General features: G+C 47.6%; 15 protein-coding genes. 2 read left to right on the top strand and 13 right to left on the bottom strand.

Annotated elements, in window-relative coordinates; genetic code table 11:
- Nucleotides 1-20: 20 nt before the first annotated feature.
- Nucleotides 21-836, top strand: a complete 816-nt coding sequence (locus V7S65_RS30900; protein ID WP_336389426.1) for a GLPGLI family protein — start codon at nucleotides 21-23, stop codon at nucleotides 834-836.
- A 50-nt stretch (nucleotides 837-886) separates the two neighbouring features.
- Here V7S65_RS30900 and V7S65_RS30895 read toward each other — a convergent pair whose 3' ends face one another.
- The 7 genes from V7S65_RS30895 to V7S65_RS30865 form a co-directional block, all read right to left on the bottom strand.
- On the bottom strand, nucleotides 887-3,703 hold the full coding sequence (locus V7S65_RS30895; RefSeq protein ID WP_336389425.1) for an outer membrane beta-barrel family protein: 2,817 nt from the start codon (nucleotides 3,701-3,703) through the stop codon (nucleotides 887-889).
- A 140-nt stretch (nucleotides 3,704-3,843) separates the two neighbouring features.
- A complete protein-coding gene (locus V7S65_RS30890) occupies nucleotides 3,844-4,629 on the bottom strand; it encodes a hypothetical protein (protein WP_336389424.1) in 786 nt (261 codons plus the stop codon).
- 11 nt (nucleotides 4,630-4,640) lie between these two features.
- Nucleotides 4,641-7,997 carry a TonB-dependent receptor gene (locus V7S65_RS30885; RefSeq protein ID WP_336389423.1) on the bottom strand — a complete coding sequence of 1,119 codons (3,357 nt, stop codon included), beginning with the start codon at nucleotides 7,995-7,997 and terminating at the stop codon, nucleotides 4,641-4,643.
- Nucleotides 7,998-8,097: 100 nt separating this feature from the next.
- The gene (locus tag V7S65_RS30880; RefSeq protein WP_336389422.1) at nucleotides 8,098-9,111 is read right to left on the bottom strand and encodes a FecR family protein; all 1,014 of its coding nucleotides are present in this window, start codon (nucleotides 9,109-9,111) and stop codon (nucleotides 8,098-8,100) included.
- A gap of 61 nt (nucleotides 9,112-9,172) precedes the next feature.
- Nucleotides 9,173-9,739: an RNA polymerase sigma-70 factor gene (locus V7S65_RS30875; protein ID WP_111580296.1), complete on the bottom strand. Its 567-nt coding sequence runs from the start codon at nucleotides 9,737-9,739 to the stop codon at nucleotides 9,173-9,175.
- A 52-nt stretch (nucleotides 9,740-9,791) separates the two neighbouring features.
- Nucleotides 9,792-9,995 carry a helix-turn-helix transcriptional regulator gene (locus V7S65_RS30870; protein ID WP_111580297.1) on the bottom strand — a complete coding sequence of 68 codons (204 nt, stop codon included), beginning with the start codon at nucleotides 9,993-9,995 and terminating at the stop codon, nucleotides 9,792-9,794.
- Nucleotides 9,996-10,001: 6 nt separating this feature from the next.
- Nucleotides 10,002-10,355, bottom strand: a complete 354-nt coding sequence (locus V7S65_RS30865) for a hypothetical protein (RefSeq protein WP_133256291.1) — start codon at nucleotides 10,353-10,355, stop codon at nucleotides 10,002-10,004.
- Nucleotides 10,356-10,477: 122 nt separating this feature from the next.
- Here V7S65_RS30865 and V7S65_RS30860 point away from each other — a divergent pair, with 122 nt between their 5' ends.
- Nucleotides 10,478-12,022: an alpha/beta hydrolase-fold protein gene (locus V7S65_RS30860; RefSeq protein ID WP_336389421.1), complete on the top strand. Its 1,545-nt coding sequence runs from the start codon at nucleotides 10,478-10,480 to the stop codon at nucleotides 12,020-12,022.
- Nucleotides 12,023-12,077: 55 nt separating this feature from the next.
- Here V7S65_RS30860 and V7S65_RS30855 read toward each other — a convergent pair whose 3' ends face one another.
- The 6 genes from V7S65_RS30855 to V7S65_RS30830 all read right to left on the bottom strand — a co-directional run bounded on the left by V7S65_RS30855 (nucleotide 12,078) and on the right by V7S65_RS30830 (nucleotide 20,436).
- Nucleotides 12,078-12,680, bottom strand: coding sequence for a TetR/AcrR family transcriptional regulator (locus tag V7S65_RS30855; RefSeq protein ID WP_111580300.1), 603 nt, complete (start codon nucleotides 12,678-12,680; stop codon nucleotides 12,078-12,080).
- Between the two features lie 31 nt (nucleotides 12,681-12,711).
- Nucleotides 12,712-13,995 carry a TolC family protein gene (locus V7S65_RS30850; RefSeq protein ID WP_336389420.1) on the bottom strand — a complete coding sequence of 428 codons (1,284 nt, stop codon included), beginning with the start codon at nucleotides 13,993-13,995 and terminating at the stop codon, nucleotides 12,712-12,714.
- A 45-nt stretch (nucleotides 13,996-14,040) separates the two neighbouring features.
- Nucleotides 14,041-17,160 (bottom strand): efflux RND transporter permease subunit, encoded by a 3,120-nt coding sequence (locus V7S65_RS30845; RefSeq protein WP_200817347.1) that lies wholly within the window; start codon nucleotides 17,158-17,160, stop codon nucleotides 14,041-14,043.
- Nucleotides 17,161-17,199: 39 nt separating this feature from the next.
- Nucleotides 17,200-18,228, bottom strand: a complete 1,029-nt coding sequence (locus V7S65_RS30840; protein WP_079472382.1) for an efflux RND transporter periplasmic adaptor subunit — start codon at nucleotides 18,226-18,228, stop codon at nucleotides 17,200-17,202.
- 225 nt (nucleotides 18,229-18,453) lie between these two features.
- Entirely contained in the window at nucleotides 18,454-19,359 is a 906-nt protein-coding gene (locus V7S65_RS30835; protein ID WP_159454429.1) for an AraC family transcriptional regulator, read from the bottom strand.
- Between the two features lie 78 nt (nucleotides 19,360-19,437).
- Nucleotides 19,438-20,436, bottom strand: a complete 999-nt coding sequence (locus tag V7S65_RS30830) for a lipid A-modifier LpxR family protein (RefSeq protein WP_336389419.1) — start codon at nucleotides 20,434-20,436, stop codon at nucleotides 19,438-19,440.
- Nucleotides 20,437-20,560 lie beyond the last annotated feature (124 nt).

The raw sequence follows: 20,560 nt of genomic DNA, 5'->3' as shown, positions 1-20,560 counted from the left end.
TTTTCTTAAATGTATTTAACATGAAGAAGATAATTTTTACGCTGGCCATCAGCGGGTGCCTGTTAACCGCCAGTGGCCAGCAGCAGCAGGGGCGCGTACTTTACGAACGCACTATACAGATGAAGATGCGTATGATGGGAATGACCGCCGGTGCAGACGACAGCGCAGAACCCGATAACCTGCTGCCGCATTCCAGGAAAGATAAGATCGAAGTATTGTTTGGCAACGGGCAGTCGCTCCGCCGCGCCGTGGAAGAAGATGCGCCCGAAGAATTTGCCGCTGAAGGCGGCATGCACATCCGCATGATGGTAGCAGGCGACAACGACATCACCTACACCAGTTTTTCAAACGATCGCGTAGTAGAACAACGTGAGTTTGCCGCAAAGAGTTATATTATTACAGACAGTATCCATAAACTCAACTGGAAGATCACCGGCGAAACCCGCACCATTCTCAATTATCCCTGCCAGCAGGCCGTAACACAGCGTATTGGCAAGCGCGCCATGACCTCCATGGAAAACGGGCAGATGAAAACCAGCGAGGTGGCCGATACTGCCAATATCACGGTCTGGTTTACACTGGCTATCCCCGTACCAGCCGGGCCGGATTACCAGGGACAGCTCCCTGGTCTTATCCTGGCTGTAGATATCAACAACGGCGAAATGGTGTACCAGGCGCTGGAAGTATCGGCACAAACAGATCTTGCCGCCATCCGCGAACCCTCCAAAGGGAAAAAAGTAACGGAAGAAGAATTTAATAAAACACGCGAAAAGCTGATGAAAGACATGCAACGCAATGGCGGCGGAGCTACCCGGACTATCAGAATAGGACAATAAGAAAAGGGGCCTGGATGATATTCCGGCCCCTTTTATATATACCTCACTCTTTAACGCCGGATCATCCTGATACCCGGCGCAGCGGCGGTGACAAGGCCATTCTTACTAAGACTATAAGTAAAGCTCAGCAGGAAAAAGCGTTGCAGGTTTTTGGTGCGGCTGTCTTCAATATAATTCTGGTTAGTACTGCGGTTGATGCCCACATTTTCATTCAGGATATCAAACGCGCTCAGCTTCAGTTCCCCACGGTTAAAACGGAGGAACTGGCGACTGACAGCCGCATTCCATAACGGCACCTTTGCATTAAATCCATCGGTACGGCGACTGTTAATAGCATAGTTAAAACTGGTGCTGACATAAAAATTTGCAGGCAGCTGCCAGTTTACTTCTCCTTCATATTGCTGCAGAAAATAGCCCGTGTTAAGGGCTGGCTGCAGAGAGTAAGCCGTTTTGTAGTAATTGAAACCCGCGCTGAACGAGATGTCCAGCTTATCCGCAGGATTCAGGTCAAAGCGTACAGAAGGCCCCAGCGTAACCGTACTGATACTGTTAGACACGTTATTGATAAACTGTTTGGTTTTGCTGTAACCCACATTGCTGCTGAAGTTAAGCGTGCCTTTCAATGCACGCAGGGGTAGTCCCAGGTTGATGCTGCCGGTCATGTTAAACACGCCGTTTACATTCACCGGCCGGCTGTATTTGATACCAAGACTATCCACTACATCAGCATCCACGATCTTGTTCTGCGTTTCCTGGATGTTGAAAAAAGCAAACAGGTTTTTATTTCTGAAAGGATTTACCGAGATGAAGTTCAGCTGTACCGCATGTGTTAACTCCGGCTTCAGGTCGGGGTTTCCTTCGCGGATGTTGAGCGGATCGCTGATATCCGGAACGGGCTGCAGCTGCGACATATTAGGCTGGTTGGTGATGGCCGCATAGTTGATGCTGAGGTTGCGGTAACGGGTAAAGTCGTATTGAAAACGCAGCGACGGCAACAGGTTATAAAACGTTTGACGGATCACTGAGTCTTTGGTGCCGGCGATAATAGTGCCTTTCAGGGAAGCATCCTGCCAGTTGAGGCCCGCAGCGATACTGTATTTTTTTTGTTTTGTACGCAGACGGATGCCTGCATTGGTATAGCTATAGGCATTTTCGAAGTTGTTTGTCAGCGCGGGATTCGGTTGGTCGAACTTTCCATTATCACCGTTATAATCATAAGTGATTTTATCGGAAGTAGTTTTCGTATAGCTGTTACCGATACTAAACTCTATAAGCGAATGTTTGAATAACGGTTCCGTATATACGGCGCGTGCGTTGTAGCTGTTCATATTGCCGGATATGGTATTGCGCTGATGAATGGAATCGTAATTGGGTTGCGATGCAGGGCGGTTATAAAAATGGTTGACAGAAAGCAGGCTACCATTGCTTTCGCTGTTATTGGAACTATTTTGCAGGTTGAGCGAAAATGTTCTCCCTTTGCGCCGGAATTTTTTACGGAACAATACATCATTACGGAAATTGGAACCATGACCGGTTGAATAGTTGTTGCTGAAGCCTTCGTTGGCCAGCTGCTGATCTTCCGATAGGGTTTCATATTTGCTGAAGCTTTTGCTGCGGTTTTCCTGGTAGCCGAAAGACGAGGATATTTTAACCGAGTGTAAGGAATCGATCTGGATGTCGGCGCCGAGGTTGAGGCGGTGGCTATTATTGAGGTTGTCACTGGTAGCACGCTGCTTATAGAAATAAGAAGAGTCGGGCAGAAAATACTGGCGCTGTATTTCGCTTTCCTGGTAAGGGTTGTAGCGGTTATAGAAGTAGCTGCTGGTAAAGTCTGTTTTCTTCCCGATGATGTTATTATAATTGATCCCGCCACCCCATGCAGTTGTGATGCCATTGCCACTGTTGCCACCCATGAGCGCAGCAGCCGGATTATCAGAACTCATGGTGAAGCTGGCATTGCCGCTGCCGCTTTGCCGCATGCGGTTCAGTTCCCCGCTGAAGCTCATCATATCCATAAAGGAAAAGCCTTCCGCATTGGTGTTGTTGGCCATGCCGACAGCGGAAAACTGGCGGGCGCCTTTAAAGGCGTTGATGTTGAATCGTCCTTCGTAACGGTCGCTGGTGCCTGCGCCGGCCATTGCTTTTCCGAACATGCCTTTCTTTTTATCCTGTTTTAGTTTCAGGTTGATGGTTTTTTCGCTGTTACCATCATCAAAGCCGGTGAGTTGTGCGGCATCGCTGAGACGGTCGTATACCTGCACTTTGTCTACCGCATCGGCAGGAAGATTTTTGGTAGCCATTTTGGGATCGTTGCCAAAAAACTCTTTGCCATCAACCAGTACGCGGTTCACTTTCTGGCCCTGTGCTTTTACGGAGCCATCTTTAGCCACCTGCACGCCGGGTAGTTTTTTCAGCAGTTGTTCCACGCTGGAGTTGGGCGGTGTTTTAAAAGAGCCAGCGTTATATTGGATGGTATCGCCGATGAGCGTTACTGGTGGCGCCTCGCCGGTTATCTCCACTTCATTAAGCTGAACACTTAGATCGTGGAGGATCAGCGCGGGGAAGTTTACTACCGGCGCGGTAGCGCTGATAGTCACTGTACGTTGTAGGGAATGATATTTTACATGCGTGATGAGCAGGCGGTACTCGCCGGCGGGTATTCCGGTGATTTCAAAAGATCCTTTCTCGTTGGTCATGGTAAAGGATACCAGCGAGGAGTCTTTTTTCTTCAGCAGGGTGATGGTGGCCGATGCCACTGGTCGCCCGGCGCTGGTATCGGACACGACACCTTTGATTACGCCATTCTTTTGTGCGTTGGCAGCAAGTGATAAACAACAGATAAGAAGCCACAGGTAACATTTTTGCATAGCGGACATTTACTTTGTTACCGAAAGTAGGTCCGCGTGCAGCAAAAGCAGGTTAACAAGCCTTGCATTAATGTTAAGGAAGGTTAATAAAAATTATTAAAGCCCTGCCTGTACGGGGCAGGGCTTTGCAGCAACAGTGGTTAGTCGAGGTACAGGGTCTTTACAGCTATGTCATATTTATTGCCGTCTGCGCCGGTGAACAATCCTGCGCTGTTCTGTTTTTCATAGATAAATAGGGTAACTACTTCATAAAGTTTGCCGGTGGTGTAATTCATGAGATCAATGCCGAAAATGAAATCGGTATGTAGCCGTTCATGTGTAACCGGGTCCAGGATATAAAAGATCGTATAGCCATCTGTATTGGTGGCATCCAGTGTCCGATATAATCCGTAGGAGTCAAAAGCGGCTTTTAACTGCGGGATGGTGGCTACATTTGCGATGTCGCCCAGGCTGAAGTCCATCATTAACAATTGCAGGTCCACTTCACCGGGAAAGCAATGAGTAGCAAAATTGGCTGCCTTCACTTTCATAAAACCTGCAGGCGGCTTGGATTCAGACGCCTGGGTGTTAACTAACGCAATGGGAGCGGTAACTTCATCCGGCTGAAATAGGGTGAACTCATGGGTTTGTGAGGCTTCCACCCGCAAGAGGCTGTCGAAAAGAAAAACAGGTTTATCTGCCGGGTCTTCTGTAAGTCCCCATATCTGCAGATGATTGGCGCCTGGTTCCAGTTTCATGAAGCCGGTCGTTTGCATTTGCTTTGGATAGCCTTCCAGTCCGAAGCGGAGCGCGCTATAGGAAGTAGCGTTATTTATCTTCAGCTGTCCGAATACGATAAAATCATCTGCCGGTGTTTCCTTTTTGCAGGAAGTAGCGCCGGTAAGTAAAATGACTATCAATATAGTATAATGAAGAAATTGTTTCATAGCAGATGGTATTAAAAATTATAAGAGAAAGACAGGTTCATGTTGATCCCTCTTTTGATGCTGTAAGTTTTCTGATCGCCTTGTTTTGCGCTGTAGTTGTCTGTTAATTTTACAAAATCACCATAGCGGTAGTCAGGGTTTCCATTGGCTGGCGGGAAATAGCTATCGGCAGGAACATAGTATTTCAATTTAATGATCTGGTATTTTCCATTTATAAAACCTGTTTCATAACCTTTGATATTGCGGTAATAAAATTCTTCCTGGTTGAGCAGGTTGGTAACATTCAGTTTGAATTCTGCTTTATTATGAAATAATTTTTTGGAGAATTGCAGATCCAGCTGACTATAGGCGGCACGGAATTCTGAAGCGCCGGGTTGCCCATCTACTGCAAAGTTGGGACGGTAGCCGGTGCGGTTAAAAACAATGTTACCGCTAAAGCCGTCTTCTTCATATAGTAATCCAAGATTTATAAGATAGGGGGATTGGCCCATCAGGGGCCGGTCGAGTTCCTTCAGTATTTCTATTTTCTTTCCTGGGTCGGCCGGATCATCTACCCGGTTGATTGTATTTACTTTCGAGGCAAACCAGGCGCCATTACCATAGATGGTAATGTTTTTCAACAGCCCTGAAATAAAGGTCAGGTTCTTTCTGAATTCCATTTCCAGTCCTTTGCTGGTGGCAGAATGCTGGTTTTGATAAGCCATGCCGATAGGAGTGCTGTTGAGTGAATTCACCACCAGTTCCACGGGTTTATCGAGTTTTTTATGGAAGGCAGAAACAGACAGCATATCACCGGGTTGCGGGTACCATTCAAAGCGCAGATCTTTATTATCTATTTTAGTGCTGCTGATATTACCACCACTGATAAGTGCGCTCATAGCCGGGTCGGGGAAAGACGTAACGGATGTTTCGCGGAAGGTGGGGCGTATCATTGTTTTACTGTAAGCGGCTCTCCCGTTTATTTTACTGGTAATGCTGTAAGTGAGATTGACAGCGGGAAGGAAGTTCCAGTTCTTTTCGCCGGTAAGCACCGGGAGTGTGCCGTTATAGGCAAGATCGGGATGTTCTCTTTTAAATTGCTCTATCCTTCTGAGTTCAGCAAGCTGCTGATTGGCCAGTCCGAAGTGCTCTGCTCTCAGACCATACACCAACCGTAGTTTTTGAAGAATGCGCTGATCCAGCATAGCGTATATCGCGTGGTACCGGGAGCCTGATGCTGCCTGGTCGCCATTTTCCAGATCGCCCCAATAATAGGTTTGTCCTTTTCCCACGCCTACATGATCTGCGTCCATCTGGATATGATAAGGCAGGAATTCAACATCTATGCCGCGGTAAGCGGTATAGATTTTAAAGATATCCATCGACTGGCGGCGTTTTTTGTCCCAGCCATTGTACCCGGCTTTCACGATGCTGTTACCACGGAGGAAATGGAAAGGCTGACTGACATCCATGCCCCAGGTATAATCCTTTTGCTCCACATTAGACCACAGCCGGTAGGGCCACGACCAGCTTGCCTGTGTAGCCGCATTGCTGGAGGGATTGCTGGCCTGGTAAATATCTCCAAAGGTATTATTGGTGGGGCCATACTGAAAGCTGCGCACATCATTATACGCCTGGTTCATGGCGGCATAGCCGGCCATCCAGTTGAGGGTGAGTCCACCAGGGGTGATACGGTGTTCGCCTTCCAGTTTATGTTGTTGTATGGAAGTAGATACCGGCATTACCAGGGAAGTCCGCTGCCGGCCGTGACTCATATCATCAGTGAACTCCAGCGAGCGGTAGTAGTCTTCCGCAAAACTCCGGCTATAGAGGTTCCGCAATGTGATTTTATTTTTCCGGGTGCTATAGCCAACGTTCAGTAAGGCCGTGGCAATAGTGCTGAAACTGTATATTTTCCCTTTTCCTGCGGTATCAGTAACGAAGTAATCCCGCGAAAGATCGAGTCCGCGGGTAGTGCTGAATTCATCCGTTTGATTCCGGTTGCGGTAAGTGATCCCGCCGGTGAACCCGATCTTCCTGTTGGCGGCGGTATCCAGTTGATACACCCTGCCCATAATATATTTGAAATTGAGATTTGGATAAACGGTGGTTTGATAGAGCCGGAAGCCATCCGGGTTAAACCGTTTACTTTGGTCTATGGCCCCTTCAAATCCATATTTATACCCGTTGGCGTCGGTAACTATTTTTGTTGGATCTTCCTGTTGGTTGTAGAGCGCCCAGGAAACGGTATTGCCGGGGATGGTACGTTGACCGCCTTCCACTGCGAAATAGTCGCCTGTTTGTCTTTTGCCGAGGCTATAAAAATCTTTACCGGTTGTTTGGGTATTGATGCTTTCGCCAATGCTGATGGTGGTGAAATTCCGGGAAGGGATATCCAGTGTTTTTACCATCACCTGGCCACCTACAAATTCGGCGCTGGCATCGGAGGTAGCGGTTTTGTTAACCAGTATTTCACCTACCATTTCATTGGGGATAAGGTCGAAGGCAAAGTTTCTTTTATTGGCATCAGTGCTGGGGAGTATCATCCCGTCCAGCATGGCCTGGTTGTAGCGTTCCGTCATGCCGCGCACCACTACATATTTATTGTCAACCACCGATACGCCGCTGATTCTTTTCAGGGCTGCACCCACATTATTATCCGGGAGTTTGTTGAGTTGTTCAAAAGAGATCCCATCGGTTACTGTGGCGGCATTTTTTTGCCTGGTATAAAAGGAAGCGGTGCTTTCTTTACCGGCGCTGGATTTTACCACAATTCCTGCCAGCTGACCTTTTGCTCTTTTTAAGGTGAGATTTAAAGGAAGGGGTTGATTATCTTTCAATTCAATTTTATTGATTTCTTTTGTGCCGTATCCGATGAAACTTACTGTGGCTACATAAGTACCAGCGGGCAGGGAAAGACTAAAAGCACCGTCGGTATTACTGGTGGTGCCCGTGTTGCCAATCCTGATAGTGGCTCCCACAACGGGCTGACCATTTTCCTCATCGATGATTTTGCCGGTTAATTTGCCGGGCCCTTTTTTGGGAGGGCTGTTTTCTGCCGGTTGTTTAAACAGTAGGATCATATTGCCCTGTTGCCTGAAGTTCGCCCCGGAGCCCTGTAACAGTTGTTGTAAAACCATGTTCAGTGGTTGCTGGCGGGCTTCGATCGTCACTTTTTGCAGGGCATTGATCACGTTGTCCTGGAAGTTAATGGTGTAGCCTGTTTTCTGTTCTAATTCTTTAAAGATCTCTTTTAATGTTTTGTTGCTGGCAATAATGGTAACGGGTGTTTTAATGGGTTGCTGACTATAACCGGAAAGGCAGATAAAGCATAGCAACAACACGGCACCTGATTTTTGCAGTAGTATCCTGTTTTTTAGAAGTGACAAAAACTCTCTGATAAAATACATACTTTTGAAATTGATTTTGATGTTCATGATAATTTATGATGGACTTCGCCGCCCTGCCGCAAACAGGGCGGTTTTTTTATTAGTTGCAGGCCTGACCAGATACTTCGGTCAGACTGTCTTTTGCCTGGAATTTCACCTGGCTCATGAGTGCCAGTGTCTGGAGGATCTCTGTTGCCGTCATGCTACTAAAAGTGGCGCTGAAGGTACAGGACAATACGGCGGGGTTTATTACCCGGAAACGTACGCCATATGCACTTTCCATGTCGTGAAGGATGCTGTACAGCGGTGTTTGGTCGTAATGGAAACGCCGGTCTTTCCATGCTCCGATAGTATGGAGCGCAATGCTGCTTTTGTGTATGCCTGCCGGATCTTTGAGGCGGTAATAAACAACTTCGCCCGGTATGAGGTAAGCGACCGAATCTGCGGTGCCTGCCACGGTGGCGGCTACACGAACTTTACCGGTGGCTACGGCTACTTCGGATAATTGCTGCCCGGCAGCCGATTTGATATTAAAAGAGGTACCCAGCACGGTAGTTGTAAAAGCAGGCGCGTGGATGATAAACGGGTGAGTGGAATCTTTGCTTACCTCAAAGAAGGCTTCGCCATCGAGGTATATTTCCCGGGTTTTACCGGTAAAGGAAGATGGATAGCGCAGTGTGGTGCCGCCATTGAGCCGGATCCGGGTACCATCTGCCAGTGTAATATTACCCTGGCGGCCATTGGGGGTAACCAGCGTTTGGAGCGTAGCCACCGGTGTGCGATAAGTATTAAAGAGGCGATAAGAGGCCAGGCATACCGTTAGCAGCACAGCAGCTGCTGCACTGATGCGCAGCAGTTTGCGTAGTACAGGCCGGCGTGTGGGAATTGCAGGAGTGGTTACACCGGTCAGCGGGGTAAGGATTCTTTCTTCCATACCGGCAGGCAACATACTATCTGGTACTGACATGAGTTCCTGTAACGGGAACAGCTGTTCTTCCAAACCGGGAAGGTGGGCGTTGTCTTTGATATATTGCTGTAAAGCGGCCTTCTCTTCCGGGTTGGCCTCATTGGCCAGGACTTTATGTGCGAGGCGTTTTGCTTGTTGTAAATTCACGTTGACAATACTTTATACCAACAGGTACAAAATTTTGTTTCCCTACCCGTATGCCGCAGTGTTACCAAATTATGAACAAAAGGCAGAGGACATACGGATCGTTCATTTTACCTCTTAATAAGTGGAGCGTAGCCGAAATATGTTTTTCAACTGTGCGGGAAGAAATACCCATTTCTGTGGCAATTTCCTGGTACGACAATCCCTTTTCGCGGCTGAGGATAAACGCTTTGCGGCGTTGGGGAGGAAGAGTGGAAAGCGCTTCGTAATACGTGGCTTTTGTTTCTTTGTATCGGATCGCTTCTTCCACATGCTCATATGACAGTGGCAGCGTATCTTCAGGAAGGGTAGTGGTAGCAGTGGCTACCGCTTGTTTGAGGTGATTGTACAGCTGGTTCCGGGCACTTACAAATAAATAGGCGGTGATATTTTTTTCCTGTTGCAGGCGATCCCTTTTACTCCATAGATTGGCGAATACTTCCTGCAAAAGATCTTCTGCGATCTCATCCCGTTTTACATATTTTTTAAAATAGAAGAAGATCTTCGCCCCATGCTTACGGAACAGGTCCGTGAACAATTGCTGTTCATTACCCCCATTGGGATAGGCGATATATAAAGTAGTGGAAGGCAATGTAAATAAGGCACAAAATAGCTACTCATTGTTACCGCAAGGTTAAGCTTTCTTATTCATCATGCGGTTCCAGTATAAACAGCTGTTCCACGGTAGTCCCAAAGATGCGCGCTATTTTTAACGCCAGTAATGTAGAGGGAATAAACTTACCCAGTTCTATGGCGTTAATGGTTTGCCTGGATACATTCGCTTTCTCCGCCAGTTCCCCCTGCGTGATATTTTGTTTGGCCCTTTCCACTTTAATCGTGTTTTTCATATCGCCTTACTTGCTGTAGCTGCCGGTGAAGAGCAACCTGGTGTAAAATATCAGGATACCCAGGGTGAGCACCAGCATGATAAAGTAGCGGGGAGTAGACAGCTGAAAGGCCAGTACGCCTTTGCTATGAAGATAGGTAGTTCCCACTTCAATGATATAGCCTATTGCAAAGCTGATCATCAGTGCATTGGCGCGCAGGCTCTGCGCCCTTTCGTCTTCTGTTTTTTCACGGGTAAAAAGTACCAGGAATAACCCGGTGATGAGCGGCAGTTCGGACCCGGTTTGCGCATGGTTCATCCAGAAAAGCGGGATGCCTGCAAGCACCAGTGCGATGCCAAAATATTTTGTGGCTGTAAACATAGGGAAGATATTTTCTATTATAAAAGTAAAGTATACTTTACAAAAAGACAAATTTTATTGACGGCCTGCGAAGGATTACCATCACTGGCCGAAAACCCTTATTTTTATAAGATACCTTATCAATGAAAGCATTTACCATCGCTAAAGTTCAGCTGCTCATCCTGCTACTGGTCAGCATTACCGCCAGATCGCAGGATATTTCCCCGGTGAAAGATTCCCTTTTTTCCACTATACTAAAGGAAACCAGGCCCGTGAATGTGGTGCTCCCGAAGAATTACGATCCCGCCATCCAATACGAAGTAATATATTGCCTGGGCGACATCCCGGACTTTCTGACTGTGGAATGGAGCCTTTTGCAATGGGAAGGCTTTATTCCCAAAAACACTATCCTGGTGGGCATTCCGGACTTTATACGGGATGGCGTGAATATGCGGGAAAGAGATCTGGCGCCAACAAAAACATCGGCCAATACAGGGGAGGCCAACCGGTTCCTGTTGTTTTTCCGGAATGAACTGATGCCCTATATCAACAGGCAGTATCACGCAAAACCAGGTGGGCATACGTTGTATGGCGGTTCAATGGGTGGACTGTTTGTAATGTATACATTTTTAACGGCGCCCGATTTGTTTACTTCCTATGTAGCCATTGATCCGAGTTTATGGTGGGATAATTTTTACCTGCATAAACTGGCCGCTGAAAAATTTGCTCACAGTGATACTTTGAACAACACGCTTTTTATTGCCGGCCGCGAAGGTGCGGCTTATCAATTCATGGGCGTGGCGGGAATGGATTCCATTCTCAAAGCAAAAGCTCCCGCCGGCCTCGACTGGAAATGTGCGCAGTATAGCAATGAAACCCATTATTCAACAAATTTTAAAGGCTTCTGGGAAGGACTGAAATTTTCTTATGGCGGGTTCTATGCGTCTACAGGAGGGTATCCTACGTCCCGGAAAATTGCTATCAAGCCGGATAACGGCATCGTATTGCGCAACAAGCCTTTTAAATTAATATGCTATAACCTGGCAGCAGATGCATATCTCCATTATACAACTGATGGTACAACACCCGGTATTTATTCTCCCCGGATAACAGGCGAAGAAACGCTCATTACGATCGATAAGGATGCAAAAATAACCGTTACCTCTATGGGTAAACGAAAAGAATACAATAAATCAGCCAGCGCTTTTTTCCAGGTGGGAGAAGTGTTTCCGGCTGTGGCAATGCCGGCAGGATCGAAGCCGGGAGGACTGCGGTATAAATATTATGAAGGCAACTGGGATACCATACCGGATTTCAGGAAATTAAAGCCGGGTGAAACAGGTATTGCCACGACAGATTTTAATCTTAATAAAACTTCAAAGAAAAATAATTATGCACTGGTGCAGGAAGGGTATATTAAGATCAGTGAACCGGGATATTATATTTTTGAGATGGGAACCGGCAATGAGCATACAAAGGTGTATTTGAATAACCGGTTAATTCTTGGTGTGCATTTCAAAACAGATGAAGGGGAGAGCTTTATGGTGCCGCTGGAGAAAGGATTTTACCCGTTTCGGATCAACTATTTTCATAAAAAGAATGGAAATGATTTGCAGCCCGTTTATCTTAAAACAGAAGGGCAGGATGATTTCCCCCTTCCGGCAGCAATGCTTTTCAGCGGGAAGTAAGTTTGATATATCCGGTACTGAACAGACGCACCCGCCTGTTCAGTACCGGAGCTGTTTAATCATCATCCCGCCTTTCGTCCATTAGTTTCATGCCTTTTATATTTACCAGTCCGTGTAGAAATATCATATTCATTTCACGATAAACCCTTTCCGGGTTAACGCCTGGCATCCAGATGTCTTCCAGGATAATCTGCAAACAGGTAAAGTGTATTTCCCCGATGAGGCCCCGGTCGATGTTGCTGCGGTAAATTTCTTCCTTATGTCCGCGGTCAATATTTTGCACCAGGAAAGGAATAAGGGCGTCATCCCTGAACTGGTCAAGTTTTTTCCAGCTGTCTGCATAGTACTTCCTGAGTTCATGAAAAAAGATGGGCTTCATGCGCCGGAGAATATTTTCGGTGATGCGGAAAAAGTTACTCATTTCTGAGATGGCATTCACCGACACATACCGGTTCAGCGACAGGTACCTGGCGGACTTCGCGGTCCATTGCTCTATGATGAAATCCACCAGTTGATCTTTACTGTTGAAGTATTCATAGAAGGTTCTTTTAGACATGCTGCAGTTTTTCATGATATCTTCCACGGTAATGCTCCTGATACCGCTGTGGCAGAATAATGCCGATGCGGTGGCCATTATCTTCTCTTTTTCTTTTTTCATACAATGCAGTTTTTGCTGTTACAGGAATTGATTATTGCAGGGTGCCGGTTGCTTTTTTATAAGCCGCTTCGTTGATCTTATATTCCACTTTACTGTCGATAATGCTGCTGTATGCCTGTTGCCAGATGGCCTGCGCTTCCTGCACGTCTTTACCGGTGATGGTGCCGGCTTTGAGCCGGTCGTTGGCCAGTTTGAGGTTTTCCTCCGCCTGTGTCAGCGACAGGAGTGATTTATTTATTTTTCTGACAGATTGATTAAGGGCGAGATAGGCCTGTTGTACTTCAATGCTGATCAGTTCCTTTGTTTCCTCCAGCTGTTGCTGCTGTGCTGAGATCTTAAAAGATTGTTCTTTTATTTTATTGGCCTTTTTGCCCCAGTCGAAGATGGGGATGCTGATACTGGCAAGACCGTAATATGATCCCATGAAATCATTGCCGTTGCTGATATTCACGCCTTTTCCGGCGGTGGCGAGGCCCGCGGCGCTTACACCGATGGTCGGGAGCAGATCGCCTTTCAGTATTTTCTTCTGTAGCGCTTCTGCTTCCAGCGAGTTTTTCAGGAGCTTTATTTCCGGGCGGTTGTCTGCGGCGTTTTGCCATTCTTTGAGGGTAAGCTCATTAAAGTCGCCCGTAACCGAATCCGCTACTGCAAAAGCCGTGTTGCCGGGCATGCCTGTGATCTGCGCCAGGTAAAGTTTTGCGAGCACAAAGCCATCTTCTGCCTGCGAAAGATTCACCGCGGCTTCATTCAGATTTACCTCCACGCGGAGCAGGTCATTTTTGTAGATGAGTCCTGCGTCGAAGGAATTCTTTAATTCTTTTTGTAAAGACGTCAGCATCTCCTGGTACCTGCGGGCGAGGATTATTTTTTCGTTGGCCTGTACAATCTGCCAGTATGCTTTATTTACATTCAGCAGCACTTCTGCGGAAGTAAGGGCTTTCTGATTTTCCCGGATGCTGATACCTTTTGCAGCGGCGGCTTTGCCCGCGCGGATTTTTCCGCCTGCATAAATGGGTTGTGTAGCCGTAACAGAAGCAGTGGCAAAGTATTCCGGGATGGCGCCGTTTAATGCGCCGCCAATAGGTTTGCCGAGGTATGCACCCAGTACCGACCCGTCGATAGAAGGGTAGGCATTGGCTTCCGCCGATTTGAGCGCTGCCTGCGCCGCGTTGATTTCAAATTGTGCGGCCTTTATTTTTTTATTCTGTTCCAGTGCCATCCGCTGGCAATCGGCGATGGATAGCACCGGCGTTTGTGCCATTGTCACATTCCCTGCCAGCACCGCCATTATAATAAATATGGATCTTAATTTCATTGCTGTTGTTTTATAAATATTCCTGCCACGGGCAGTATGGATAAATTAATGCGCCGGTTTATACATGATTTCCACGGTCGCATCAGGCGCTTCCGCAGCTTCCGGTGCGGGTCTTACAAAAAGGTAGTAAAGCACGGGAATCACAAACAGGGTGAGTATCATCGATACAATTAACCCCGACGCCAGTACGCTGCCCAGCGGCGCCCACAACGGTGATTTCCCGATGATCATGGGCAACACGCCAATGGCTGCTGCTGCCGATGTGAGGAAGATGGGACGCATACGCCGTTTGGCGGCGCCGAGTGCAGCGGCTTTTATCGTATAGCCGTGGTCCCGTATCAGTTCATCGGCATAGTCCACGAGGATAATACCATTACGCACCACGATACCTATCAGGCTGATGATACCCATGAAGGCGGTCATGCCCATCGGATTACCGGTTACATACAGGCCGAGGAAGGCGCCCAGTAAGCTGAGCGGGAAAGTGGCCAGGATGATCAGCGTTTTCCCGAAGGTTTTAAACTGGAACAGCAACGTAAGCAGGATCAGGATCAGGCTGGTGCCCAATGCTAAACCCATGCCCGGCGCATTTTCGCCGGACGATTCCGCATCACCGCCGTATTGTATACTGATGCCCGGTGGCAGCTGCAGCTTCTCAATTTCAGGCTGCGCTTTCTTCAGTATTTCGGAGGCCATTACGCCCATTTGTGCTTCAGACAATACCGTGAGGGTACGGATACCGTTCCTGTGGGCTATTACGCCCGTATGCCACGAAGGCGTGAGTTCCGCTACTTCTTTCAACGGCACCTTGCTGCCATACATGCTGATGAGATGAAGATTGCTGAGGTCACTGAACTCTTTCCTGTTATTGGCATCCAGCCGGAGGAAGATGTCTATGGGTTTGTCGCCCTCCCAGATCTGGGATACGGCATAGCCTTTCAGGCCGGCGCCGATGGTTTGTGTGATCAGCTGGTTGGAAACACCCAATCTGGCGGCCGCATCTTCTTTTATTTTGAGGCTTACGCCGAGGTAATCGTCTTCATAATCGGAGCGTACCCAGTTGGCGCCGTGCGTATGCCGGAGGATCTCTGTGACCTGTGCGGCAACGCGCTTCTGATCATGGAGATCTTCGCCGATGATGCGTATAGCCAGCGGAGAACCTTCCTGCATGCTCAGTTGCCGCAGGCGGATATAGCCGTTGGGTACAAACCCTTCAAACTTTGGCAGGTATTCCTTTACGAGGTCGTTGGTAGCGTCGTTGCCGGAAGTGGTAATAAATACCTGTGCGAAGTTCCTGCGGGGCATCTCCGGTGCATAGGTAACGTTGAACCGGGGAGAGCTGGTACCTACAAAGCTGGCGATGCTGGTTACGCGCTTGTCTTTTTGCAGTTCCTGTTCCACGAGCTTCACCACCCGTTCTGTTTCTTCGAGGGAGGTGCCGTTGGCCATCCATATTTCGGCGTTAAACTGTTTGCTTTCGCTCAGCGGGAAGAACTCCTGTTTCACTTTTCCTGCCAGCACCAGTGCCAGTACGACGGCGCCTGCGGCAATGCCCACGGTTGTTTTCGGGAAGCGGAAAGCCAGCTCAATGCCTTTGTTAAAGGTGTTCTGTAAACGATCCAGCAGGCTTTTTCTTTGTTTGGTGGTACTTACTTTATGCTTCAGCCCTTTCTTGATAAATACATAACAGGTGTATGGCGTTAACAGCAAAGCCACCGCCATTGAGGTGATCAATGCCACTGCTATGGTTACCGGGAGAGCGGCGATGAAATCTTTGGAGATGCCGTTCATGAACAAGGCCAGTGGCGCGAAGGCAAAGATGATAGCCAGCGTTGCGGTGAAAATGGGGAGCGACAACTGTTTGGCCGCCTGCCAGGCAGCGGTCCACGGCGTGATGTCTTCGTCCAGCTTTTCAATATAATTGTCTACCACTACAATCGCATTATCCACCACCATTCCCAATACAATAATCAGTGCGGCGAGGGTTACCTGGTGCAGTTCTATGCCCATGATATTGATCAGGCCAAACGTGATGAGAATAGAGATCGGTGCGGCGAGGGAGGATACGGCTGCCACGCGTACAGGTAACAGCAGCATCACCACTATGATTACGGAGGCGATGGCTAAACCAAACTCCTTCATAAAGTGACGGATGCTTTCATCCACTACTTCCGGCTGGTTTACGATGGTGGTTATTTTTACATCTTCCGGAAAATCCTGTTGGATCTCTTTCAGCTTATCCTGTACAATATGCCCGAACTGTACGATGTTGTTGCCGGGCTGCATTTCAATGGCGAGCATCATTACCTTGTCGTCACCTATACGGATAAACGAAGATGGCTCTTCAAAGCGGCGTTCAATTTTCGCTACATCTTTCAATCGTACTACTGTGCCTTGCGGCGTGGTGTAAATAATCTGTGATGCGATGTCCGCTTCGGTTTTATACTGGCTGTTGGTGAACACCGGGAAGGTATTGGAGCTGATGGTCATTTCTCCTGAATAGCCGGTTACGTTCTGCATTTGCAGGGTGCGGATAATAGTTGACAGGTCAAAACCATACTGCTGCATCTTCTGATCATCGATGGTAACATATAGTTGTTGCTTCTGGCCGCCGGACCTGTTTATTTTGGACACTTCCGGAATGATTTTGAGCCCGTCTTCTATTTTATCCAGGTACTTTTCTATCTCGGCATAACTGCGTTGATTAGAGGATACCGTAATGATTTGTGCGGTTACATCTCCAAAATTACTGTTCACTACCGGACCAATTACACCGGAGGGAAGCGATTGCCTGGCTACGGTATTGAGGCCGTGTTGCAGGGTGCTCCAGAATTTTTTCCGGTCTTTGATACTGGTGTGTAATTCCACGGTGATGAAAACCTGGCCGTCTTTTGTCTGTGATTTGGTTTTCGCTTTATTTACTTCTTCAAAGGAAAACAGGTATTGTTCTATTTTATTGGTTACCTGTTTTTCCATTTGTACTTCATCTGCACCGGGGTAAAATGCGTATACCATTGCTACGGGCATATCTATCTTCGGGTTCTCGGACCGCGGCATATTGAGCAGTGAGTAGGTGCCCAGCAGTAGCAGCAATGCCGTTACCACGATGGTCACCTGTTTATATCGCATGGCAGCTTCAATGAAGCTGATCTTTCTTTTTTTCATTCTTCCAGGATTGTCGGACTAAGTAAAAATTGTTTAATGCTACAGGCTGATGGCGGTACCGTCTTTCAGGTTGGAATGTCCTGCGGTAACTACCTGTTCGCCGCCATTTAATCCGGTTGTTACCACTACTTCATTTTTTCCGGTGAGTGCGCCTACAGTGATACGTTTACGTACGGCTTTATTTTGCGCGTTGGTGATAAACACGTAGGTAATATCGTCTGCATCCCTTACTACTGCGGTGGCCGGGATGGTAAGTGCGTTCACGGTGCTGCCGGTATTCATTTTAATGGTGGCCAGCATGCCGGGAAGAAGCTGTCCGTGTTGATTATTCAGTTTTATTTTGACGCTGTAAGTACGTGAGGTGGCATCGGCCTGGGGGTTGATGATAGTGATCTTCCCGGCGGTGCTGTCGTTCAGCGTGGGAATAAATACCATTGCACCGGCGCCTTGTTTCAATGCGCCTACTTCGCTTTCAGGCACGGTTACTTTTGCGTATACCATATCTGTTTTGATGATGGTAAACGCCGGAACGCCGGGAGCGGCTGCGCTGCCTCTTTCAATTTTCCGGGCGGTAATGATGCCGGTGATGGGCGCATAAAGGCGGCTGTCGGCGATATGTTTGGCGCTGATCAGTTTATTGGCTTTGGCTTGTGCCAGTTTTGTTTTTATGTCGATATAATCTTTCGCGGGCAAGCTACCTTTTTCATAGAGTGCATTCAAACGGCCATACAGGTCTTCTGCCTGGTCGAGTGATGCGTTGGCAATGGCAAGTGAATTGCTGTATTCGGTGGCGTCGAGCGATGCCAGCAATTGTCCCTGTTTCACCAGCTGTCCTTCTTCCACAGCAATATTATTTACCACGCCGGGTACTGCAAATCCTATCTCCGCGGTATTATCAGGTTCTATGGTGCCGGAGTAAACCAGCTCCCGGGCGATATCACTTTTCTGAACTTTAAACACGTTCACTTTCACCGGAGATTGCTGCGGTTGTTTTATTTCATTGCTGCCACAGGCGGTAAGTGCTGCCGCCATGATAAAAAAGGAAACTGGTTTAAACGTCGTTGACATAAACAGATTTTATTACTATGATGAAATACAAGTATTGTGCGCACAAAATTAGGGGAGATGATTGCGTGGGAAAAGGTTGATAAATCGGGTAAGCTGGTCTGAAAGTCGGTTTGTTTTTTAGCTACATACGGTAATGGCCATACGAAAAAAAAGAGGCCGGGTAAGAGTATCCCGGCCTGTACCTTAAACCTACAACTGTTACACTGTTAGTCGTAACAATAATCTTTATTGATGAACAGCGCGGAACTCTTTAGGGGAGTAGCCTGTATGTCGTTTGAAGAATTTACCAAAGAAAGACTGGTCGCTGAAATGCAGGAGCTCTGCTACCTGTGAGATGCTGAGTTTCGGATCGTCGAGCAGGAGTTTGGCTTCCAGCATCACGAAATCGTCGATCACTTCTCCTGCATTTTTGCCCGTCATTTCTTTAACGGTTTCTGTCAGGTATTTAGGCGTTACAAATAACTGTTCTGCATATTGCTGCAGGTTGCGCTGGTGCCTGAACTGCAGCTGTACCAGGTTGGTGAAGCTGATCACCAGGCTTTCCTTTCTTGAAATATTGGACGCTTTTTGTTGCTGGTATTTTGTACTCAGCGATGCCAGTTCATAGAGCAACAGGAAGAAGGTATGATGCAGCAGCTCTTTTGCAAAAGGTAATTTCTGCATCAGGTTATCGGAGCGGATGGCCAGTTGGTTCAGGTGTTCCGCTATCGTATTCGCATCTTCTTTATTGAGCTGCCAGTGCGGGGAGTACCGGGTAGTGAAATAATCATACAGCTCCATTTTAGCAGGAGGCATTCCAATGGCCACCAGGAAGTCCAGTGTGAAACTCACTACAGAAACCACGGCTGTTTTATCCACGGAGATCATTTTTTTGGTGCTGCTGGGCGACGCCAGCAACAGGCTGTTGGCGCCCATGGTATACTCCTCGCGATTTAAGGAACCTATGATTTTTCCTTTTTTTACCAGTAGTATGGTAGTGAAATCGGACCTGAAGTTTGTTCTGATATTGTCAAAATCAGCAAGGCTCATATCATTAAAGATAGAGATACCAAAGTTGTACGGTATTTCCGGCAACCCGTTTTCACGCAAAAATTCCGCGTGTTTGTATAGCTCGCCCCGTCCCTGTTTCATATTGCAAAGTTTCATTGATCTGAGTTGCCTTCAAAGGTTAATAAGTCGGCAATATTGGTCAAAAAGTCGGTTGCCCGTTTACCATGCAAGATAGAAAGAAATATTGCCAACTTCGTGGTGCGATAATCCGTTGATCACCGGCGACATGGTTCTCTGGGTGAGAGAAAATCCAACCTTTCCGTATACGGCCACCAGTCCGCAGTCTATACCAGTTAACAGTTTATTATTGGCAAATGTTGGGCGGTTGCCTGGCTTGGGCGGTTGTTGCGGATCTTCGGGGGGAGCTACGCCTTTCACGAGTGCGTTGGTGAACATCAGCTCCACACTGGGCCGGATGGTGGCGTAAAGCTGCCAGCGCTTTGTGGTGGCGTATTGGGAAATATAGCCGTTATAGTAAGGAAGCATTTTACCAATCCTGATCAGGGAGTACACGGCGAAACCATTCAGCATGGTGCCGGCGTATAACTGACCGCCTGCTGTTATTTCTGCTATTTTTTTATACGCTGCTACCTGTTTTTCTGCAGTGAGATTGAGATTGAGGAGTAATTTGTTCCCGATCTGGTTACGCCATCCCCGGGGTCTTGTATAGCCAAGAATGCGGTGGGCAAGGGTTTGTGTTTCTTTTGCCAGCGCCCACGGCCCCATTACACCTGCAAACCATTCCGTTTGGAGGTTGTATTTATGAATGGGGTTGGAAGAGTGAAGGGTATGGGTGATAAACAATCCGCCGGCATAGGCAAAGTCGCCCGGTACAGGCACCACTTTCCGGAGGTCCTGGGGGGTAAACATTACCTGCATAAATCCCCAGCCATAGGTATTGATGCTTTCTTTACCTGCTTTTGGCATCCAGCGGTCGGGAAAGGAATGCGGAGGGTGCTGCCTGGTATAAAACAAATCGAACCGGGTACCATTGGTATATGCCTGGTCCGTTCCATTACCATTCAGGTTAATGAAGTCGTTGTCTTCGTAAAAGCGGAACAACCGCGTATTTTCAGTGGAAGCCTGTGCTCTCAGATCATTCCAGGGTGTGCCTATTATACCGCAGTAAATTAATACTGATAAGATCGTCTTTTTCATCTGGCGCCTGACATCTTTGCAAAGATCGGACAATGAAGATAAATAAAGATGGTCGATCTATCGGAATAATTGGTAAAAAAGCCGGTTATCTGTCAACCGGCTTTTTTATCTGAAATGATCATGT

This window comes from Chitinophaga sp. CCNWYY40, from assembly GCF_037483205.1.
Taxonomy (GTDB): domain Bacteria; phylum Bacteroidota; class Bacteroidia; order Chitinophagales; family Chitinophagaceae; genus Chitinophaga; species Chitinophaga ginsengisegetis.
Note: the sequence above shows the minus strand (reverse complement) of the source record. Positions and strands in the feature narration are given on the sequence as shown.

Bases quoted from the DNA above. Each gene is read 5' to 3' on its own strand.
- V7S65_RS30845 (WP_200817347.1), bottom strand. From the start codon at position 17,160: ATGAAAAAAAGAAAGATCAGCTTCATTGAAGCTGCCATGCGATATAAA.
- V7S65_RS30850 (WP_336389420.1), bottom strand. From the start codon at position 13,995: ATGAAATTAAGATCCATATTTATTATAATGGCGGTGCTGGCAGGGAAT.
- V7S65_RS30840 (WP_079472382.1), bottom strand. From the start codon at position 18,228: ATGTCAACGACGTTTAAACCAGTTTCCTTTTTTATCATGGCGGCAGCA.
- V7S65_RS30895 (WP_336389425.1), bottom strand. From the start codon at position 3,703: ATGCAAAAATGTTACCTGTGGCTTCTTATCTGTTGTTTATCACTTGCT.
- V7S65_RS30870 (WP_111580297.1), bottom strand. From the start codon at position 9,995: ATGAAAAACACGATTAAAGTGGAAAGGGCCAAACAAAATATCACGCAG.
- V7S65_RS30860 (WP_336389421.1), top strand. From the start codon at position 10,478: ATGAAAGCATTTACCATCGCTAAAGTTCAGCTGCTCATCCTGCTACTG.
- V7S65_RS30855 (WP_111580300.1), bottom strand. From the start codon at position 12,680: ATGAAAAAAGAAAAAGAGAAGATAATGGCCACCGCATCGGCATTATTC.
- V7S65_RS30830 (WP_336389419.1), bottom strand. From the start codon at position 20,436: ATGAAAAAGACGATCTTATCAGTATTAATTTACTGCGGTATAATAGGC.
- V7S65_RS30890 (WP_336389424.1), bottom strand. From the start codon at position 4,629: ATGAAACAATTTCTTCATTATACTATATTGATAGTCATTTTACTTACC.
- V7S65_RS30835 (WP_159454429.1), bottom strand. From the start codon at position 19,359: ATGAAACAGGGACGGGGCGAGCTATACAAACACGCGGAATTTTTGCGT.
- V7S65_RS30865 (WP_133256291.1), bottom strand. From the start codon at position 10,355: ATGTTTACAGCCACAAAATATTTTGGCATCGCACTGGTGCTTGCAGGC.
- V7S65_RS30900 (WP_336389426.1), top strand. From the start codon at position 21: ATGAAGAAGATAATTTTTACGCTGGCCATCAGCGGGTGCCTGTTAACC.